Here is an 18,037-nt window from a genome sequence, read left to right as displayed (position 1 = left end):
TTCCGGCTTCGCGACTTCGTCGCGCCCCGGAACGACGGAAAGCGTCAACCCAGGTAGAACTTCTCGAGCTGCCGGTGCTCGGCCTTGATGTAGCGCACGGTGCCGGTGACCGAGCGCATCACCACCGTCTCGGTCTCGATCACGCCGTCCTTGCGGAATTTCACGCCCGAGAGCAGCGAGCCCGTGGTGACGCCGGTGGCGGCAAACAGACAGTCGCCCCTGGCCATGTCCTCGATGCCGTAGATCATCTTGGGATCGTTGACGCCCATCTTGGCGGCGCGCTCGCGCTTCTCGTCGGAGTCGAGGATCAGACGGCACTGCATCTGACCGCCGATGCAGCGCAGCGCCACGGCGGCGAGCACGCCTTCCGGCGCGCCGCCGGTGCCGAGATACATGTCGACGCCGGTGTTGTCGGGATCGGCGCAGTGGATCACGCCGGCAACGTCGCCGTCGGTGATGAGGCGCACGGCCGCGCCCGTCGAGCGCACGCTCTCGATGATGCTGGCGTGGCGCGGACGGTCGAGCACCAGAACGGTGATCCCCTCCGCCGGCACGCCCTTGGCCTTGGCGAGACGGCGAACGTTCTCGGCCGGCGTGGCGTCGAGCTCGACGACGCCCTTGGCGTAACCCGGGCCGATCGCGAGCTTCTGCATGTAGACGTCAGGGGCATGCAGCAGCGTGCCGCCGTCGGCCATCGCCATGGTGGCGATCGAGCCCGGCATGTTCTTGGCGCACAGCGTGGTGCCTTCGAGCGGATCGACCGCGATGTCGACCTGCGGCCCGGCGTTCATGCCGACCTTCTCGCCGATGAACAGCATCGGCGCTTCGTCGCGTTCGCCCTCGCCGATCACGATGGTGCCTTCGATCGGCAGCTTGTTGAGCTCGCGCCGCATCGCGTCCACGGCAGCCTGGTCGGCCGCCTTCTCGTTGCCGTGCCCGCGCAGCCGCGCCGAAGACACCGCCGCCCGCTCCGTCACCCGCACGATCTCCAGCGTGAGAATGCGCTCGAGCAACGCGTGCGGCGGCACTGAAATATGGGTCGACATCGGCTCACTCCTTCAAGACAGGTTTGGACGGAAATCTCCGTCCGCATCAACTCGCAACATCGGCGGTTCGTTCGAACCCGCACTCTTCATTTCGGCATGCTGATCCGGAGCATGCCCTAGTTCTTCTCGATCCTTATGACCTGCGGCCGTCCGCTGATCACCTTGTCGCGCTGCACGGCGGCGAGTGCGCGGCGCACGGCGTCCTCATGCGTTGCGTAGGTGATCAGGATGACGGGCACAGGCACCGCCTTGCCATTTGCCGGCGTAGCGCCGCCATTGGGATGGCGTTGCACGATCGACTCGATCGAAATCTTCTGTTCGGCCAGCCGGGTCGCGATCGCGGCCGCGGTGCCCGGGAAATCGCGCGCCAGCAGGCGGATGTAGTAGCCGCCCTCGTGCCGCTCCATCGGCGCCTTCTTGGTGTCGCGCAGATGCGAGATCGGCCGGCCGAACGGATTGGCGCGGATACCGCGCGCGACGTCGGCGATGTCGGCAACGACCGCGGATGCGGTGGCAGCTCCCCCGGCACCCGGGCCGACCAGCGTGATCGGCGGAATGCCCTCGCCATCGATCGTGACCGCATTGGTGACACCCATCACCTGCGCGATCGAGGAGGATTTTGGAACCATGGTCGGATGCACGCGCTGCTCGATGCCCGTGGCGGTGCGCACGGCAACGCCGAGCAGCTTGACGCGATAACCGAGATCGGCGGCCGCACGCAGATCTTCCGGCGCGATGGAAGAGATACCTTCGACATACACCGCGCTTTGAGCAACTTTCGTGCCGAAGGCGAGGCTGGCGAGAATGGCGAGCTTTTGTGCGGTGTCGTGGCCGTCGACGTCGAAGGACGGATCGGCCTCGGCATAGCCGAGCCGCTGCGCATCCTTCAGGCATTCGGCAAAGGATAAGCCTTCCTGCTCCATCCGCGTCAGGATGTAATTGCAGGTGCCGTTGAGGATGCCGTAGACGCGGTTGATGCCGGTTCCCGCAAGACCCTCGCGTAACGTCTTGATGACGGGGATTGCGGCGCCGACCGCTGCCTCGAAATTCAGCGCCCCGCCGTGCTTTTCAGCGGCCTTTGCCAGTTTGAGGCCGTGCTTGGCGAGCAGCGCCTTGTTGGCGGTGACGACGGACTTGCCGGCGTTGAGCGCGGCTTCGACCGCGGAGAGCGCAGGATCGCCGGCACCGCCCATCAGTTCGACGAAACAGTCGATGCTGGGATGCGTGGCCAGCGCCATCGGATCCCTGGCCCATTCGACATCGCGCAGATCGAGGCTACGCTTCTTCGCCTTCGAGCGCGCGGTGACGGCGACGACACGAATGCCGCGTCCGCTGCGCCCTGCGAGCACGCGGGCTTGCGTTTCAATCAAACGGACAACTTCGGCGCCCACGGTGCCGAGCCCCGCTATGCCCACTTTCAGGGGTGCGACCATGGTGCTTTTAGAAAACCTGTCGAAGAGAATTAACGCCGGTTGGCGAGCGGAACGACGTTGTGCAACGTTTCCATGCCGCTTTCAAGGAAGCGGCGCACGCCGCGCGCGGCCTGCCTGATCCGTTGCTCGTTTTCCACCATGGCGATGCGGACATATCCTTCGCCATGTTCGCCGAAGCCGACGCCGGGCGAGACCACGACGCCGGATTTCTCCACCATCAGGGTCGCAAACTGCATGCTGCCGACGCTGCGGAAGGCTTCCGGCAACGGCGCCCAGGCGAACATCGAGGCCTGCGGCGGCGGAATCTCCCAGCCGGCGCGACCGAACGACTCCACCAGCGCGTCGCGGCGCTTGCGGTAGGTGTCGCGCATCTCCTTGATGCAATCATCCGGGCCGTTCAGCGCGGCGGTCGCCGCGACCTGGATCGGCGTGAAGGCGCCGTAGTCCAGATAGGATTTGACGCGCCCGAGGGCTGCAATGACGCGCTCGTTGCCGACCGCAAAGCCCATGCGCCAGCCGGCCATCGAATAGGTCTTCGACATCGAGGTGAACTCGACGGCGACGTCGATCGCGCCCGGCACCTGGAGCACCGAGGGCGGCGGATTGTTCTCGTCGAAATAGACTTCGGCGTAAGCGAGATCGGACAGGATCAGGATCTCGTGCTTCTTCGCGAACGCCACGAGATCCTTGTAGAAGTCGAGGCTCGCAACATAGGCAGTCGGGTTCGAGGGGTAGCACACCACCAGCGCCAGCGGCTTCGGGATCGAGTGCACGATCGCCCGCTCCACCGCCTCGAAGAACTGCGGTGTCGGCTCCGACGGAACCGAGCGGATCACGCCGCCTGCCATCAAAAAGCCGAAGGCGTGAATCGGATAGCTCGGGTTCGGACAGAGGATGACGTCGCCAGGCGCGGTGATCGCCTGCGCCACGTTGGCAAAGCCCTCCTTGGAGCCGAGCGTCGCCACCACCTGGGTGTCCGGGTTGAGCTTCACGCCGAAGCGGCGGGCGTAATAGCCGGCCTGGGCCCGGCGCAGTCCGGGGATGCCGCGGGAGGCCGAATAGCGGTCGGTGCGCGGCTTGCCGAGGGTCTCCTTGAGCTTCTCCAGCACGTGCGCCGGCGCCGGCAGGTCCGGATTGCCCATGCCGAGGTCTATGATGTCGGCGCCGGCATTCCGTGCGGCGGCCTTGGCCCGGTTGACCTGCTCGAACACGTAAGGCGGAAGGCGGCGGATGCGGTAAAATTCTTCCATGGCTCTCTGGGCTCCGGGCAACCGGTCAGGACCGAATCGAAAGGGCCGTGACGGCCCTTTGAAAGGCACCCGGCTCCTGGGCGAAAATACCTCTACATCAAAAGCCTAGAGCCATTTTCGGCGACAAGGGCTGAACTCCTTCGCCCCAACTCTCGGCTGAACTCAGGTCTTTTTAGCACGGTGTGGCGGGGGCGCCAGCGATTACCTTGCAGCGCCCCAACTGGCGTCTTGCGCCTTCGGTTACTTGGCGTCCTTGGCGGCAGTGGCCTGGCGGTCGCGCGCCGCGGCAAGCTCGGCCTCGATCTTGGCGCGCTGATCCGGCGGGATGACTGCTTGATCACGGTCCGGCGGCAGATCGTGCACCGGCAGATAGGAGCCGGGCTCCCTGGGGTGCGCCTGCGCATCGGCAGGCGCAAGGTCGGCAAGCTGACTCGAACAGCCGCCCAGCGCAGCCGCCGCAATCAGCAGTGCGCAGCAGGCAAGCCGCGTCTTTTGCAGGTCCCTCAACGCCAACACTTGGGAAATCCCCACCTCGTCCCAACGCAAGGCTGCCGGACCTTAACCCGACAACCCGTCCAAGCTCAAACCATTGTGCCCAAAAATGGTGCGAGCGAGAAAACCATCCGACGTCCATCAACCCGGTCGGGTGCGGCTTGATTGTGACGGAACCAAGAAACTTTGTCGCAGTGCAGCACATCTTCGAGAGTGTTTAACGCCAAACGTGCGAGCTTCGCGGTGACGAATACGGAATGAATCGTTACTGTTCTGCTCATGAGTATCGCCACCACCGACACGCCCAAGTCAGAGACGAAGTTCAATGCGGAAGCCTTCGCGATGAATGTCGCGCGGGCGATGGAGAGCGGAGGCAAGGCGCTCGCTGCATACCTGAAGCCGCGCGAGAGCGGCGAGGTGCAGGATCGCCCGCCGGCCGAGCTCACCGAGGTCATCAAGACCTTCACGTCGGTCGCCGAATACTGGCTGTCGGACAGTACGCGCTCGTCCGATCTCCAGACCAAGCTCGCCAAGGACTATCTCGACCTCTGGGGCTCGGCGGCGCGGCGCATGGCCGGCGAGGACGCTCCGCCCGCGATCGCGCCATCGCCGCGCGACAAGCGCTTCGCCGATCCGGAATGGAAGTCGAACCAGTTCTTCGATTTCGTGATGCAGCTCTATCTGCTCACGACCAAATGGGCGCAGGAGCTGGTCCGCGACGCCGAGGGGCTCGATCCAAAGACCCGCCGCAAGGCGGAGTTCTACATCCAGCAGGTCGCCAACGCGCTGTCGCCGTCGAATTTCGTTCTGACCAATCCGGAAGTGCTGCGCGAGACGGTCGCAACGTCCGGCGACAATCTCGCGCGCGGCCTGAAGATGCTTGCCGAGGACATCGCTGCCGGCAAGGGCATGCTGAAGATCCGCCAGTCCGATCCGGACAACCTCGTCGTCGGCGTCAACATGGCGACGACGCCGGGCAAGGTGATCTACCAGAACGAGATGATGCAGCTGATCCAGTATGCGCCGACGACGGAAAAGGTGCTACGCACGCCTCTGCTGATCGTGCCGCCGTGGATCAACAAATTCTACATCCTCGATCTCAAGCCGGAGAAATCCTACATCAAGTGGTGCGTCGACCAGGGCATCACCGTGTTCGTGATCTCATGGGTCAATCCCGACAAGGGGCTCGGCAGCAAAAGCTGGGAAGACTACATGAAGGAAGGCGTGCTCACAGCTATGGACGTGATCGAGAAGGTCACCGGCGAGCTGAAGGTGCACACCGCCGGCTATTGCGTCGGCGGCACGATGCTCGCGACCACGCTGGCCTGGCTCGCCGAGAAGCGCCGCCAGCGCGTCAGCTCTGCGACGTTCTTTGCCGCACAAGTGGACTTCACCCACGCCGGCGACCTCCTCGTCTTCGTCGACGAGGATCAGATCGCAGCCCTTGAGCAGGACATGAAGGCGGCCGGCGTGCTCGAAGGCTCGAAGATGGCGATGGCCTTCAACATGCTGCGGTCCAATGACCTGATCTGGTCCTACGTCGTCAGCAATTACCTCAAAGGCCAGCAGCCGAGCGCATTCGACCTGCTGCACTGGAATTCGGACGCAACGCGCATGACCGCGTCGAACCATTCCTATTACTTGCGCAACTGCTATCTGGAGAATCGGCTGTCCGCCGGCACGATGGTGCTCGACAACACCCTGCTCGATCTGTCCAAAGTCATGGTGCCCGTCTACAATCTCGCCACCCGCGAGGACCACATCGCGCCGGCCGAGTCGGTGCTTTATGGCTCGCAGTTCTTCGGCGGTCCGGTGAAATATGTGCTGTCCGGCTCGGGCCACATCGCCGGCGTGGTCAATCCGCCCGCGTCGAACAAATACCAGTACTGGACCAACGACAACGTCAAGGACGTCACAGTCGCCGAGTGGATGAAGGGCGCCGTCGAGCACAAGGGCTCATGGTGGCCGGACTGGCGCGAATGGCTGGGCGGAATCGATCCGGAGGAAGTCCCGGCACGCAGCGTCGGCAGCGAGGCGCTGCCCCCGATCGAGGACGCCCCCGGCAGCTATGTCAGGGTTCGCGCATAGCGGAATCTTCCGCAGCTTCGTATAAGCTCCACTCTTGCGACAGCGATTACTTGCGACAGCGATTAAACGAGGGGACCGGGTTATGACGCGCGAATTGTTCTGGCTGACACTGACCATGATCCTGACCGGAATCCTCTGGATTCCCTACACCATCAACCGGTGCCAGGTTCGGGGTCTCTCCGGCGCCCTGGCCAATCCCTCCCGCAACGACAAGCCGCAGGCCGAATGGGCAACGCGGCTGATGTTCGCGCATGACAATGCGGTCGAGAACCTCGTGCTCTTCGCACCGCTGGTGCTGATTCTGAATGCGATCGACTATTCCTCGAAATGGACCGCGCTTGCCTGCGCCGTCTATTTCTGGTCGCGCGTCGCGCATCTGATCGTGTACACGCTGGGGATTCCGGTGTTCCGCACCCTCGCCTTCACCGTCGGTTTCCTCGCGCAAGCCGTGCTGGCGCTGGCAATTTTCAAGCTGGTTTGATCCCGTGTCCCTAACAAGACGCAGCCCGATCGTGATGCGCCGCTGAGCCGGGATCCGAGGCTACAGATGCCGGAAGCATGGGCTCCGGCTCTCCAGTGCATCGCTCACAAATGCTGCGAATGCTGCGCTGTGGCCGGGGCACGGAAGAGCGCCCTATGCTGCGGATGCCGGCGGTGTTGCCGGAAGATAACAGTGCCGCAAAAACCTACCATTACTTCCGATTGCATCTACAAATTGTCACTCATCCACAGGTATATTTGGGCGTCGCAATTGATTGATTCGGTGCAGACATGAATTGGAAGATTGCTTCCGCGCTCGGCGCGATCTCGTTCGCGGCCGTCGTGACCCAGGCCAACGCAGCCGATCTGGCCGCCCGCCCATATACCAAGGCACCGCCGATGATCGCCGCCCTCTATGATTGGAGCGGCTTCTACATTGGCGCCAACGGCGGCTATGGTTCATCGCGCAAGTGCTGGGACCAGACCGTCGGGTTCGCCCCCGGCGTTGCCGAAGGCTGCCACGACGCGACGGGCGCCGTCGCCGGCGGCCAGATCGGTTATCGCTGGCAGACCGGCGCCTTCGTGTTCGGCCTCGAGGCCCAGGGCGACTGGGCCGACCTCTCCGGCCAGAATGCCAGCACCGTGTTCGGGGTCGCGAACCGCACCCGCGTCGACGCCTTCGGCCTCTTCACCGGCCAGGTCGGCTACGCCTGGAACAATGCGCTGCTTTACGTCAAGGGCGGCGGCGCCGTCACCCGCGATCGTTACCGCGGCATCGGTACGGGCGGTCTGGCCGGGGCTGAGTTCGATGGTGCCGACGAGACTCGCTGGGGCGGCACGGTCGGTGTCGGCTTCGAATACGGTTTTGCCCCGAACTGGTCGGTCGGCCTCGAATACGACCATCTGTTCATGGGGAACCGCGATGTCACCCTCACGTCCAATGGCGCGCTGGCGCCTGTCGGCACGTTCTCGCGCACCGACCGCATCGGTCAGGACGTCGATCTGATCACGGTCCGCATCAACTACAGGTTTGGCGGCCCGGTCGTCGCCAAATACTGAGCGGCGCGGCAAATCCCCAACGGCCGCCGGCGTCCTTCGGGACGCCCGCGGCAGCGTTTCGTCCGGGCACGCTTGCCGATCAAACACCGGGACCTGGATGCGTAGCGAGTCCAACAGGGATTTTCTCGAATTCCACGACCTGCGATCGGACACCATCCTGTCGATCGTCGCCCGTGCGCAGGTCCTGGCAGGGGCATGGAACGAGCGTGCCATGCCCCAGAGCCTGGCCGGCAAGCGCGTCGGCATCGTCGTTGATGACGGTGGATGGAGGAATACGTCCGCCTTTGATCTTGGCGTCCAGGCGATGGGCGGCATCAGCGTACAACTGCCGATCAGGTTCAACGTCCATGAAACGACGGCGGATCTGGCAGGATATCTCGACAACTGGTTCGACATCCTGGCCGTGCGCGCCCAGGAATTATCGACCTTGCGCGGGCTCGCATCGAGCGCCAGAGCGCCCGTCGTCAACGCCAGGACGCGATCAAATCATCCCTGCGAGACGCTCGGCGATCTCGCTTATCTCGGAAGCAGGCGCGGAACGCTCGAGGGCCTGAAGGTCGTCGGCGTTGCTCCGGACGCCAATATCTTCCGATCCTGGGTCGAAGCCTCCATTTCGCTGCCGATCCACGTGACGCAAGTCTATCCGGCGGATTGGCATATCGAGGACATCGCAAGTCCGAGGTTCACCGCCAGCGTCGATCTGGACGCGTTGTTCGATGCCGACGTGATCATCACAGACTGCTGGCCCGACGGTGCGCACGACGATCAACTCGCGACATACCGGATATCGGTGTCGCTCCTCGACAAATGCCGCCCTGACGCAATTTTCCTCCCCTGCCCGCCGGTGACCCGGGGTCAGGAAGTCACGGCCGATGCGATGAGCCACCCAGCCTGCCAAACCACGGTCGCGAAGGCTTACCTTCTCCACGCGCAGAACGCGCTGCTGGAATGGATCGTCGCCTAAAGCGCGACGAGATCAGGATGAATCGTGATCGCGCTTTAGAGGTGTCGTTTGAGTATGATCTATTCGGAAGACCGCTTCGCATTTTTCCGGATCATGCTCCAATTGGCGATGTTCGACGTGGTTCGCTCTCGTGCCCCGGCTCTGCAGCGCACCGCCGAAGACGCGCTGCGCTGCGTCCGGGGCAACAGAGTTCTACTCCTCCGGCAATCCCAGCATCAGCCGCATGTTCTGCACGGCCGCACCGGAAGCACCCTTGCCGAGATTGTCGAGCCGGGCGACCAGCACCGCCTGGTGATATTTGTCGCTGGCGAAGACGTAGAGCTCGAGCTGATTGGTCTCGTTCAGCGCCTCCGGCTCGAGCTTGCCGCCCTTGATCGCTTCGTTCTGAAGCGGCATCACCGAAACGTACCTTGAGCCGGCATAGCGCTTGGCCAGTGCGGCCTGGAGATCAGCGCCGCTGGGCTTACCAGGCAGCGTGTCAAGCTGGAGCGGCACCGAGACCAGCATGCCCTGCCGGTAGTTGCCGACGGAGGGAATGAAGATCGGCCGCCGCGTCAGGTTGGAATAGAGCTGCATCTCCGGCAGATGCTTGTGCTCGAAGCCGAGGCCGTAGAGCTCGAAGGACGGCGCGCTGCCGTCTTCAAAGCTCGCGATCATCGACTTGCCGCCGCCGGAATAGCCGCTCACAGCATTGACCGTGACGGGATAGTCCTGCGGCAGCAGGCCGGCATCGACGATCGGCCGCAGCAGCGCGATCGCGCCGGTCGGATAGCAGCCGGGATTGGAGACCTTTTTCGCCGCCTTGATCTTGCCGGCCTGGTCCGGCGTCAACTCCGGAAAGCCGTAGGCCCAATCCGGCGCGATCCGGTACGCGGTCGAGGCATCCAGCACCTTCGGGCCCGACGGCCCCATGCTGTCGATGAGTGCGACCGTTTCCTTGGCAGCGTCATCCGGCAGGCAGAGGATGACGAGATCCACCTCCTCCATCAGCGCCTTCTTGGCCGCGGGGTCCTTGCGCTTGTCGTCGGCAATCGTCTTCACCGCGACGTCACCCTGGAGCTTGAGCCGCTCGTTGATGCCGAGCCCGGTGGTGCCGGAGCCGCCATCGACGAAGACGGTGGCGGGCTTCGTCTTAGCGCCGCTGGTCGGTGCTTGCTTGGTATCAGCGAGGCTCATGGCACGCTCCTTTCGAGCTTGTTGCTTTCGTCCGCGAAGGCTTCCGGCCTCACGTCCTGCATCAGTTGCGCGATTTCCCTGGCGTCGGCATGGGCTTGCGCACCGAGCGCATTGGCGATCGCCGTATAGTCGGCATCCGATTTGTGCTGGTTGAGCTTGAAGCTGCCTTCGACCTCTTCAACCGTCATGACCAGACCCACGATCGCCTTCTTCATCGCCTCGAGCCGGCCCGCCGTCATCTTTGCCGACGTCCACGGCTTCTTCGGCAGCAGCCAGGTCTCGAACTTGTCGCTGAGCGTGTCGACCTGCTCGGAAAGCTCGTCGTCCGTCAGAGGCCGCACCGGTCCGCTCAGGTGAACCGACTGGTAGAGCCAGGTCGGCACCTGATCCGGCGAGACGTACCAGTCCGGCGATACATAGGCATCCGGGCCGTTGACCGCGAGCAGCCAGGCGGTCGCGCCGTCCGCAAGCTTTAACAGCGGATTGTGACGGGCGAGATGAAAGGCGGCCTGCGGCGTGCCGTCGGCGGCATAGGTCAGGTAGAACGGCAACAGCGAGGCGACCGGCTTGTGGCCGTCGAAGGCGCACATGGTGCCAAACCCGCGCTCATTGGCGAATTTCAGGCTCGCGGCGCGGTCCTGCTTGAAAAAAGGTGGTGTGTACATCGTGGTCTCCTGCTGGGCCTCCCTGGGGGGCCGCCGGATCAGATCGCGCTGACAGGAGAGAGAATGCCGCGGATCGGATCCAGCGGCAAAGACGATGATCTCAAACGCGATCGACCGCCCAAACCGCTAAGCTGCGGCGGCGGCGACGGGCGAACAGGATGGTCGCGGCGTTGATCATGACGCGCGGCTATACGGCCAAGCGCGGTTCCCGTCAAGGTTCAGGGCTCACACCACGCGCCAGATCCATTCCATGATCGTCGCGATCACGTCGCCGAACAGCAAGAGCGCGGCGGACCAGACCAGGGCCGAGACGAAATTGGCGGCCTGGAAGCTCCAATAGGGCATCTCGAAGATGCCGGCGGCGAGCGGCACCGAGGCGCGCAAGGGCCCGAAAAAGCGGCCGATGAAGATGCTGGGCACGCCCCAGCTTCGCACGAAGGCCTCGCCCCTGGGGAGAAGTTCCGGATAGCGCGACAGCGGCCACATCTGCGCGACATTCTCCTTGTAGCGGTAACCGAACCAATAGGAGACCCAGTCGCCGAGCGCTGCGCCGATGCCGCCGGCAATCCAGACCGGATAGAAGCTGATGCCGCTGGCTCCGATCAGGGCGCCAATCGCCACCAGCGCACCCCAGGCCGGGATCAGCAGCGAGATGAAGGCCAGCGACTCCCCGAAGGCGAGCGCGAACACGATCGGAGCTGCCCAGGCCTGGTGAGCGCGCACGAAGTCGGCCAGCGCGTGCGCATACTGCTCCATTCCAGAATAGCCTTCCCGCCCCGACAGGACCCAGATAATGAAAATGACTGGTAAGCCAAGGACTTGTGTGACATCAAGTCACAAAGACCGGGCGAGCCTGGACCTGGACGTCAAATTGCCGGGAACTGAAGGGCCTGCGGCGTAAAATTGCCGGGATCGGCTTCCACCCACACCAGCCGGGCCGTCCTGCGGTGACCTTTTCAAGCCAGAAGTGGCATAGTCACGCCAACCGATTCGCCGCCTGTGCGATCCCTCAAAACGCATCAAGATTATATGTCCAAGCAGTTGAAAACCAAAGCAAAAGACGACCTGTTCGGCGGCAACGAGCCGAAACCCCGCGCGCCCAAGGCGGCCACGCGCGCTGGCGGCGCCGAAGCCGACTACACCGCGGCCGACATAGAGGTGCTGGAGGGCTTGGAACCGGTCCGGCGCCGGCCTGGCATGTATATCGGCGGCACCGACGAGAAGGCGTTGCATCACCTCTTTGCGGAAGTCATCGACAACTCGATGGACGAGGCGCTCGCCGGGCACGCGACCTTCATCGAGGTCGACTTAAGCGCCGACGGTTTTCTGACTGTCACCGACAACGGCCGCGGCATCCCGATCGATCCGCATCCAAAATTTCCGAAGAAGTCGGCGCTCGAAGTCATCATGTGCACGCTGCATTCGGGCGGCAAGTTCGATTCAAAGGTCTACGAGACCTCGGGCGGCCTGCACGGCGTCGGCATCTCCGTGGTCAACGCCCTCTCCTCGCGCCTCGAGGTCGAGGTCGCGCGCAGCCAGAAACTCTACCGCATGAATTTCGAGCGCGGCCATCCCAAGGGCAAGCTCGAGGATCTCGGCAAGATCAACAACCGCCGCGGCACGCGCGTGCGCTTCAAGCCGGACACCGACATCTTCGGCGCCAAGGCCGCGTTCAAGCCGCAGCGCCTGTTCAAGATGACGCGGTCCAAGGCCTACCTGTTCGGCGGCGTCGAGATCCGCTGGAATTGCGCGCCCGAACTCTTGAAGGGCATCGAAGACGTGCCGCCGGAGGCAACGTTCCACTTCCCCGGCGGCCTTAAGGATTATCTCGGCGCAGCGATCCACGCTGACACGCTGGTGCACCCCGACATCTTCTCCGGCAAGTCGGGGCGCAACGGCGCGCACGGCGCCTGCGAATGGGCGGTTGCCTGGACCGCGGATGCCGATGGCTTTCTCTCGTCCTACACCAATACGGTACCGACGCCCGACGGCGGCACGCATGAATCGGGCCTGCGCAGCGCGCTGCTGCGCGGCCTGAAGGATCATGCCGAGCGCGCCGGCCAAGGCAAGCGCGCGGCCTCCATCACGTCGGAGGACGTGATGGTCGGCGCGGCCGTGATGCTCTCGGTGTTCGTGCGCGAGCCGGAATTCCAGGGCCAGACCAAGGATCGTCTCGCCACCGCCGAAGCCCAGCGCATCGTCGAACAGGCGATGAAGGATCCGTTCGACCACTGGCTCTCGGGCAACCCGAACCAGGCCAACAGGCTCCTCGACTTCGTGATCGACCGCGCCGAGGAGCGGCTGCGTCGTCGCCAGGAAAAGGAGACCGCGCGCAAGACCGCCGGCAAGAAGCTGCGCCTGCCGGGCAAGCTCGCCGACTGCACCGATGCCGGCACGGAAGGCTCCGAGCTCTTCATCGTCGAAGGCGACTCGGCCGGCGGCAGCGCCAAGCAGGCCCGCGACCGCAAGACCCAGGCCGTGCTGCCGCTGCGCGGCAAGATCCTCAACGTCGCCTCTGCCGGCAAGGACAAGCTGACGGCGAATGCCCAGCTCTCAGATCTGGTGCAGGCGATCGGCTGCGGCACGCTCGCGCACTATCGCGAGGAGGATCTGCGCTATCAGCGCATCATCATCATGACCGACGCCGACGTTGACGGCGCCCACATCGCTTCGCTCCTCATCACTTTCTTCTACCGGCAGATGCCGCGACTGATCGATGAGGGGCACCTCTTCCTGGCGGTGCCACCGCTCTACAAGCTGACCAGCGGAACCAAATCGGTCTACGCCCGCGACGACGCGCATAAGGAGGCGCTGATCAAGAGCGCGTTCAACGCCAACGCGAAGGTTGAGGTGAACCGCTTCAAAGGCCTCGGCGAGATGATGCCGGCGCAGCTCAAGGAGACCACCATGGATCCGGCCAAGCGGACCATGCTGAAGGTGGTGCTGCTCGCCGACGACCGCGACACCACGGCGGATTCGGTGGAGCGCCTGATGGGCACCAGGGCTGAAGCGCGCTTCGCCTTCATCTCGGACAAGGCCGAGTTTGCGAGCGATGAACTGCTCGACGTCTGAGGCAGATGTTGCAGGCGTCCAGGTGCTCGCAAATTTCCATCCGCTTCTCGCTTGCGGCGGGCACTGCATGCGGCGTCGACCGGAATCCGGTCCGCGACTCATCGAACAGTGGTTCGAAGCCAGAATCAGCGGATTTGATCGGTCGATCTCGAGCCGACCGCTCAGAATTTTCCGGCCGAGGTTTCGACATGGCGACTGTCCTAGCGAGCACACCTTCGGCGTGTAAGCCGAGGACTCGACTTAACCAACTGATAGCATTCGTCTTTCTGACTACTGGATCGGCTCGCGCATCTCTGTGTCCTCCGTACAACACCGGATCCTTTTCAATCATCTGTGTCTGGGGAGCAACAGCATTTCGGAGGGAAGCGTCTATAGTCCGATCATCGAATTTGACCGGAACGGCGCTCGCGCCCGCTAAACGAACCAGGGTTGGGGATTTAAACATGAAGAAGATTTTGCTGGCTCTGACCGCGGTGGCGGCGATGACCGGTTCGGCCTCGGCGGCCGACCTTGGGGCCCGCCCCTACGTGAAGGCCCCGATGGCGGCGCCGGTCGCCAACTGGACCGGCTTCTACATCTTCGGCGGCGGCGGTGGCGGCCTCTCGAATGCTGACCAGAGCGTTGTGGATACGGCCACCGGCACGCCGTTGACGATCACGCAGCGCCAGGGTGGTTCGGGCTGGTTCGGCACGGTCGGCGCCGGTTACGATTGGCAGTTCAGCGGCACCTGGGTCGCCGGTGTATTCGCTGACGGTCAGTTCGGCAGCATCCGCGCCACCATCCAAGACCCGATCTTTCAGATCACCGGAAGCCAGAAGCTGGAAACCTCGTGGGCCGCAGGCGTGCGCCTCGGCTGGCTGGTCGCTCCGAACGTTCTCTCCTACGTCAACGGCGGTTACTCGGGCGCCCACTTCGGCCAGACCAACTTCACTGACCTCGCTGGCGTCCCGGTCGGTGTCCACCTCAACAGCTACAACCGCAACGGCTGGTTCGTCGGCGGTGGCGTCGAGAACAGCCTGAACATCTTCGGCATCCAGTCGCCCGGCTGGTTCATGAAGACCGAATACCGTTCGGCCTTCTACAATGCCAAGACACAGGACGAACTGTTCGACGTCGGCAACGTTCCGGTCGGCAACAGCATCCGCGCCAACAGCTGGAACCAGACGATCTCGACCTCGCTGGTGTATCGCTTCAACTGGACCGGCCCGGTCGTCGCGAAGTACTGAGCCAGTCACACGACCAAACGTCAAAGCCCCGGCATCGTCCGGGGCTTTTTCGTTTTGGACCTTTCAGCGGCTCACGTTCGCCTTCGCCTTCAGCGCCCTGTATGCGCCGGCGAGCTGTGCTTCGATCCTCCGCCCGATCCCATCGATGATCGCTTGGTCCCGCGCATCTCGAAATGGCATGGATCGGCCTGCGCGATGCCGACCGCCTGGATCCCCGCGTCCGGACTCTTGCCATAGAGTTGGTGGACCATCCAAACTGACGAAGCCGATTTCCGACATCGTTGCGGGGCCGGGCTGCGGTTTCCTGGGTCGAGGCAGCACGGGGTTCTCGATTGATGGGCTGACGCTGCGCGGCGAGTTGAATTCTGGCGCGGCGCTTTCCGGCCCGGCGCACAAGGCCATGTCCCCGGCGGAGTGACGTTCCGTGGAACGACAAAGGCCATCGCGCATCGGCGATCGACCTAGCGGTCCCGACCAGGCCCGGATATATGGATACCTCTGCGGCTACATTCAGAATCTCAACACGACCCGCAAGAGCGGGACGACGCCAAATGCCCACATGAAGGGCGGGATCTGTCACGGAATCGAGCTGGCAGGAAGATTGGACCCGGTAGTTCTGATCAATCAAGTTGCTGCCGCGTAAATCTTGCGTTTGCCAGTGACGCCAGCCGAGCCCCCAGCGCGTTCATCGGAGTCTCGAACAATCTCCAGCTCAGCACGGCGAGGCCGCCGACGAGAGCGATGCAGCCGTAGCGAATGGGTTCCTGCGTCCAGAGCGGCGGAAGGCTCGCCCCCAGCTTCGCGTAGACGTAGGAAAACACGAGAGCGTGAAACAGGTAGATCGAATAGGATGCGTCCCCGAGTGCGATTCCGACCCGCTCGGCAATCGAGTCCGGATTGAACCTGATGTTCACGAAACCGATCAGCAGCAGGAACCAGCCGAGCTGGAAGCCGATGCGGCCACCCCAATAATTTGCCGCATAGAGCGCGCCAATTCCAAGCAGGAAAGGCAGCAAAAAGCCGGCCGGCTTGAGACGTCGAAACAGCAGGAATGCCGCGATGCCGGCGAGGAAGTTGGGATAGAAAAAGGCGTATCGATGCAGGTACCACGGCAGATCGAAGGTGAGATCGCAGACCGTGCCGATGACCAGAAAGCTGATCAGTCCGGGTAGGCCCAAGCGCGGCGTGAGCAGTGAGGCGATCACATAAAATGCCATCTCGTGCTGAAGGCTCCAGCCGAGGTCGTAGAACGGATAGCCGTTGGTAGGCAGGAGCGTAAGCGAGTAGACGAAGAACGCGTATGTGCTGTCCGGCGGCCAGCCAAGGTACTTGGCGTAGATGTAGACGAGCACGAATGACGTCACGATCCAAAGTGGATAGAGCCGGAAAGCTCGGCGGATCAGGAACGGGACCGGCTCAAATCGGGGCTTCGTCACGACCATGCAGATAACGAAACCGCCGATCGCGAAAAAGAAATCGACAGTGTAGCCGCCGTAGTTCTGGAGAAAGGGGATCGGATAGTCCGTTCCCTTGGGAAACTGCATCGCGACATGCCAGGAATGAAAATAGGCGATGCTGACCGCAGCGCAGGCCCGTGCGACCTACAGGCCTGCAAGCTTGTCTTTTTCCATTACCCCGTGGTTCCCTGCCTTCAACCAGACGTCGTGCAACCTAGCACGATGCGCGTCGGTCTCAAGGCCTGACCAAAGGCTAATTCCTATCGAATCGAGCGCGCGGCGCTTTGAAGCTGTCCCGTGTTGTCAATAGCATAAAAAATGCCGCTGCCGACTGACCAGCCAATATCGCGGCCCTTGCGTCCTCCCTACTGCCCTGCATCCGTAGCCATTGTATCCGAGCTGAAGCCGGCTAGTCTGGCCCTAAGCTTTCGCGGTTGTGGCGCTTGACGCCGCGCGCCACGACAGAAGCGGACCAACGGGAGGAATGCATGCGCAGATTTCTGCTGATCGCAGGCTTGTTTGCTCTCGCCGTCGGGCTGCTCTGGATCGGACAGGGCACGGGCACTGTTGCGTGGCCGCGATCGAGCTTCATGGTCAACCAGCTGCAATGGGCGGGCTATGGCGCAGCCATGGCCGGCTTCGGCCTGGTGCTGATCTGGCAGAGCAACCAATAGAAGAAACCAAGGAATAAAGAGCATGACATCCAGCCGGTTCGATCTCCGCGGCAAGGTCGCGGTCGTAACGGGAGGCAATGGCGGCATCGGGCTCGGCATGGCCCACGGCCTCGCCGACGCCGGCGCCGACATCGCCGTGGTCGGGCGCAACGAAGCGAAATCCGCAGCCGCTGTGGCAGATCTCAAGCAGCGCGGCGTGAAGGCGCTTGCCGTCACCACCGACGTCACTGACAAGGCAGCAGTCACTGCGATGGTGGAGCGCGTCGTCACGGATCTTGGCCGCATCGACATCCTCATCAACAATGCCGGCATGAGCATCCGCAAGCCGCCGCACGAGCTCGAGCTCGACGAGTGGAACAAGGTGATCGAAACCAACCTCACCAGCGCCTTCCTGTGCTCGAAGGCGGCCTATCCCGCGCTCAAGGCGTCCGGCAACGGCAAGGTGATCAACATCGGCTCGATGATGTCGATCTTCGGCGCGAGCTTCGCGACCGCCTATGCGGCGAGCAAGGGCGGCATCGTGCAGTACACGCGTGCCTGCGCCAACGCGTGGGCGCCGGACAACATCCAGGTCAATGCCATCCTGCCCGGCTGGATCGATACCGATCTCACCCGCGGCGCGCGGCAGCAGGTGGCGGGGCTGCATGAGCGTGTGCTGGCGCGCACGCCCGCAGGGCGCTGGGGCGACATCGACGACTTCGCGGGCATCGCGGTGTTCCTCGCCTCGCCTGCATCGGTCTTCGTGACCGGCACTGCAATTCCCGTCGACGGTGGCTTCTCGGTCATGGCCTGAGGCTATCCCACACGATCGGGATAGGGGGAGTCTCGCGACTCTCCCCTCCCACACCACCGTACATACGGGTCCGTATACGGCGGTTCACCGGATTGAGCGCGAACGGCTTGTTTTGCGTCCGCGCCAGAGGTTCAGATGGTGGGCTCCGTCACGTCGGCTTCG

Annotated in this window: 16 protein-coding genes and 1 pseudogene; 8 read left to right on the top strand and 9 right to left on the bottom strand. The window is 63.4% G+C overall.

The window, feature by feature from the left end; translation table 11 throughout:
• Nucleotides 1-44: 44 nt before the first annotated feature.
• The 5 genes from glpX to IVA82_RS39635 form a co-directional block, all read right to left on the bottom strand.
• On the bottom strand, nt 45-1,046 hold the full coding sequence (glpX, locus tag IVA82_RS39655; RefSeq protein ID WP_247389275.1) for a class II fructose-bisphosphatase: 1,002 nt from the start codon (nt 1,044-1,046) through the stop codon (nt 45-47).
• Nucleotides 1,047-1,162: 116 nt separating this feature from the next.
• A complete protein-coding gene (locus tag IVA82_RS39650) occupies nt 1,163-2,479 on the bottom strand; it encodes a homoserine dehydrogenase (RefSeq protein WP_247389274.1) in 1,317 nt (438 codons plus the stop codon).
• A gap of 29 nt (nt 2,480-2,508) precedes the next feature.
• Complete coding sequence (locus IVA82_RS39645; protein ID WP_247389273.1) at nt 2,509-3,729, bottom strand: LL-diaminopimelate aminotransferase; 1,221 nt, start codon at nt 3,727-3,729, stop codon at nt 2,509-2,511.
• A gap of 240 nt (nt 3,730-3,969) precedes the next feature.
• A complete protein-coding gene (locus IVA82_RS39640; protein WP_247389272.1) occupies nt 3,970-4,245 on the bottom strand; it encodes a hypothetical protein in 276 nt (91 codons plus the stop codon).
• Between the two features lie 65 nt (nt 4,246-4,310).
• Nucleotides 4,311-4,502, bottom strand: a complete 192-nt coding sequence (locus IVA82_RS39635; protein ID WP_247389271.1) for a hypothetical protein — start codon at nt 4,500-4,502, stop codon at nt 4,311-4,313.
• Here IVA82_RS39635 and phaC point away from each other — a divergent pair.
• The 4 genes from phaC to IVA82_RS39615 all read left to right on the top strand — a co-directional run bounded on the left by phaC (nt 4,501) and on the right by IVA82_RS39615 (nt 8,812).
• A complete protein-coding gene (gene phaC / locus IVA82_RS39630; RefSeq protein ID WP_247389270.1) occupies nt 4,501-6,309 on the top strand; it encodes a class I poly(R)-hydroxyalkanoic acid synthase in 1,809 nt (602 codons plus the stop codon). The two genes, IVA82_RS39635 and phaC, sit on opposite strands and share 2 nt — an antisense overlap.
• An 82-nt stretch (nt 6,310-6,391) precedes the next feature.
• Nucleotides 6,392-6,790, top strand: a complete 399-nt coding sequence (locus tag IVA82_RS39625) for an MAPEG family protein (protein WP_247389269.1) — start codon at nt 6,392-6,394, stop codon at nt 6,788-6,790.
• A gap of 290 nt (nt 6,791-7,080) precedes the next feature.
• Entirely contained in the window at nt 7,081-7,848 is a 768-nt protein-coding gene (locus tag IVA82_RS39620) for an outer membrane beta-barrel protein (protein ID WP_247389268.1), read from the top strand.
• A 97-nt stretch (nt 7,849-7,945) separates the two neighbouring features.
• A complete protein-coding gene (locus IVA82_RS39615; protein WP_247389267.1) occupies nt 7,946-8,812 on the top strand; it encodes an ornithine carbamoyltransferase in 867 nt (288 codons plus the stop codon).
• A 192-nt stretch (nt 8,813-9,004) separates the two neighbouring features.
• Here the strand turns inward: IVA82_RS39615 and argC are convergent, their stop codons facing one another.
• The 3 genes from argC to IVA82_RS39600 form a co-directional block, all read right to left on the bottom strand.
• The gene (argC, locus tag IVA82_RS39610) at nt 9,005-9,988 is read right to left on the bottom strand and encodes an N-acetyl-gamma-glutamyl-phosphate reductase (RefSeq protein ID WP_247389266.1); all 984 of its coding nucleotides are present in this window, start codon (nt 9,986-9,988) and stop codon (nt 9,005-9,007) included.
• On the bottom strand, nt 9,985-10,653 hold the full coding sequence (locus IVA82_RS39605) for an FMN-binding negative transcriptional regulator (RefSeq protein WP_247389265.1): 669 nt from the start codon (nt 10,651-10,653) through the stop codon (nt 9,985-9,987). The genes argC and IVA82_RS39605 overlap by 4 nt, the downstream gene beginning before the upstream one ends.
• 225 nt (nt 10,654-10,878) lie before the next feature.
• Nucleotides 10,879-11,409 carry a DedA family protein gene (locus tag IVA82_RS39600; RefSeq protein ID WP_247389264.1) on the bottom strand — a complete coding sequence of 177 codons (531 nt, stop codon included), beginning with the start codon at nt 11,407-11,409 and terminating at the stop codon, nt 10,879-10,881.
• A gap of 273 nt (nt 11,410-11,682) precedes the next feature.
• Here IVA82_RS39600 and parE point away from each other — a divergent pair, with 273 nt between their 5' ends.
• Together parE and IVA82_RS39590 are read left to right on the top strand one after the other, a co-directional pair.
• A complete protein-coding gene (parE, locus tag IVA82_RS39595) occupies nt 11,683-13,725 on the top strand; it encodes a DNA topoisomerase IV subunit B (RefSeq protein ID WP_247389263.1) in 2,043 nt (680 codons plus the stop codon).
• Between the two features lie 443 nt (nt 13,726-14,168).
• Complete coding sequence (locus IVA82_RS39590; protein WP_247389262.1) at nt 14,169-14,951, top strand: outer membrane beta-barrel protein; 783 nt, start codon at nt 14,169-14,171, stop codon at nt 14,949-14,951.
• A gap of 620 nt (nt 14,952-15,571) precedes the next feature.
• On the opposite strand, the pseudogene IVA82_RS39585 reads toward IVA82_RS39590, so the two are convergent.
• Nucleotides 15,572-16,537, bottom strand: a pseudogene (locus tag IVA82_RS39585) (acyltransferase); the annotation flags it as partial.
• 359 nt (nt 16,538-16,896) lie between these two features.
• On the opposite strand from IVA82_RS39585, the gene IVA82_RS39580 reads away from it, so the two are divergent.
• Together IVA82_RS39580 and IVA82_RS39575 are read left to right on the top strand one after the other, a co-directional pair.
• Nucleotides 16,897-17,082 carry a hypothetical protein gene (locus IVA82_RS39580; RefSeq protein ID WP_007609848.1) on the top strand — a complete coding sequence of 62 codons (186 nt, stop codon included), beginning with the start codon at nt 16,897-16,899 and terminating at the stop codon, nt 17,080-17,082.
• A gap of 22 nt (nt 17,083-17,104) precedes the next feature.
• Complete coding sequence (locus tag IVA82_RS39575; protein WP_247389260.1) at nt 17,105-17,875, top strand: glucose 1-dehydrogenase; 771 nt, start codon at nt 17,105-17,107, stop codon at nt 17,873-17,875.
• Nucleotides 17,876-18,037: the final 162 nt, after the last annotated feature.

It is taken from the genome of Bradyrhizobium sp. 142, assembly GCF_023074015.1.
Lineage (GTDB): Bacteria > Pseudomonadota > Alphaproteobacteria > Rhizobiales > Xanthobacteraceae > Bradyrhizobium.
The sequence above is the reverse complement of the archived record's forward strand: the minus strand, read 5'-3'. Positions and strand labels throughout refer to the sequence as shown.

Excerpts from the sequence above, each read along its gene's own strand:
- glpX (WP_247389275.1), bottom strand. The coding sequence starts at position 1,046 with ATGTCGACCCATATTTCAGTGCCGCCGCACGCGTTGCTCGAGCGCATT.
- IVA82_RS39650 (WP_247389274.1), bottom strand. The coding sequence starts at position 2,479 with ATGGTCGCACCCCTGAAAGTGGGCATAGCGGGGCTCGGCACCGTGGGC.
- IVA82_RS39645 (WP_247389273.1), bottom strand. The coding sequence starts at position 3,729 with ATGGAAGAATTTTACCGCATCCGCCGCCTTCCGCCTTACGTGTTCGAG.
- phaC (WP_247389270.1), top strand. The coding sequence starts at position 4,501 with ATGAGTATCGCCACCACCGACACGCCCAAGTCAGAGACGAAGTTCAAT.
- IVA82_RS39635 (WP_247389271.1), bottom strand. The coding sequence starts at position 4,502 with ATGAGCAGAACAGTAACGATTCATTCCGTATTCGTCACCGCGAAGCTC.
- IVA82_RS39625 (WP_247389269.1), top strand. The coding sequence starts at position 6,392 with ATGACGCGCGAATTGTTCTGGCTGACACTGACCATGATCCTGACCGGA.
- IVA82_RS39620 (WP_247389268.1), top strand. The coding sequence starts at position 7,081 with ATGAATTGGAAGATTGCTTCCGCGCTCGGCGCGATCTCGTTCGCGGCC.
- IVA82_RS39615 (WP_247389267.1), top strand. The coding sequence starts at position 7,946 with ATGCGTAGCGAGTCCAACAGGGATTTTCTCGAATTCCACGACCTGCGA.
- argC (WP_247389266.1), bottom strand. The coding sequence starts at position 9,988 with ATGAGCCTCGCTGATACCAAGCAAGCACCGACCAGCGGCGCTAAGACG.
- IVA82_RS39605 (WP_247389265.1), bottom strand. The coding sequence starts at position 10,653 with ATGTACACACCACCTTTTTTCAAGCAGGACCGCGCCGCGAGCCTGAAA.
- IVA82_RS39600 (WP_247389264.1), bottom strand. The coding sequence starts at position 11,409 with ATGGAGCAGTATGCGCACGCGCTGGCCGACTTCGTGCGCGCTCACCAG.
- parE (WP_247389263.1), top strand. The coding sequence starts at position 11,683 with ATGTCCAAGCAGTTGAAAACCAAAGCAAAAGACGACCTGTTCGGCGGC.
- IVA82_RS39590 (WP_247389262.1), top strand. The coding sequence starts at position 14,169 with ATGAAGAAGATTTTGCTGGCTCTGACCGCGGTGGCGGCGATGACCGGT.
- IVA82_RS39580 (WP_007609848.1), top strand. The coding sequence starts at position 16,897 with ATGCGCAGATTTCTGCTGATCGCAGGCTTGTTTGCTCTCGCCGTCGGG.
- IVA82_RS39575 (WP_247389260.1), top strand. The coding sequence starts at position 17,105 with ATGACATCCAGCCGGTTCGATCTCCGCGGCAAGGTCGCGGTCGTAACG.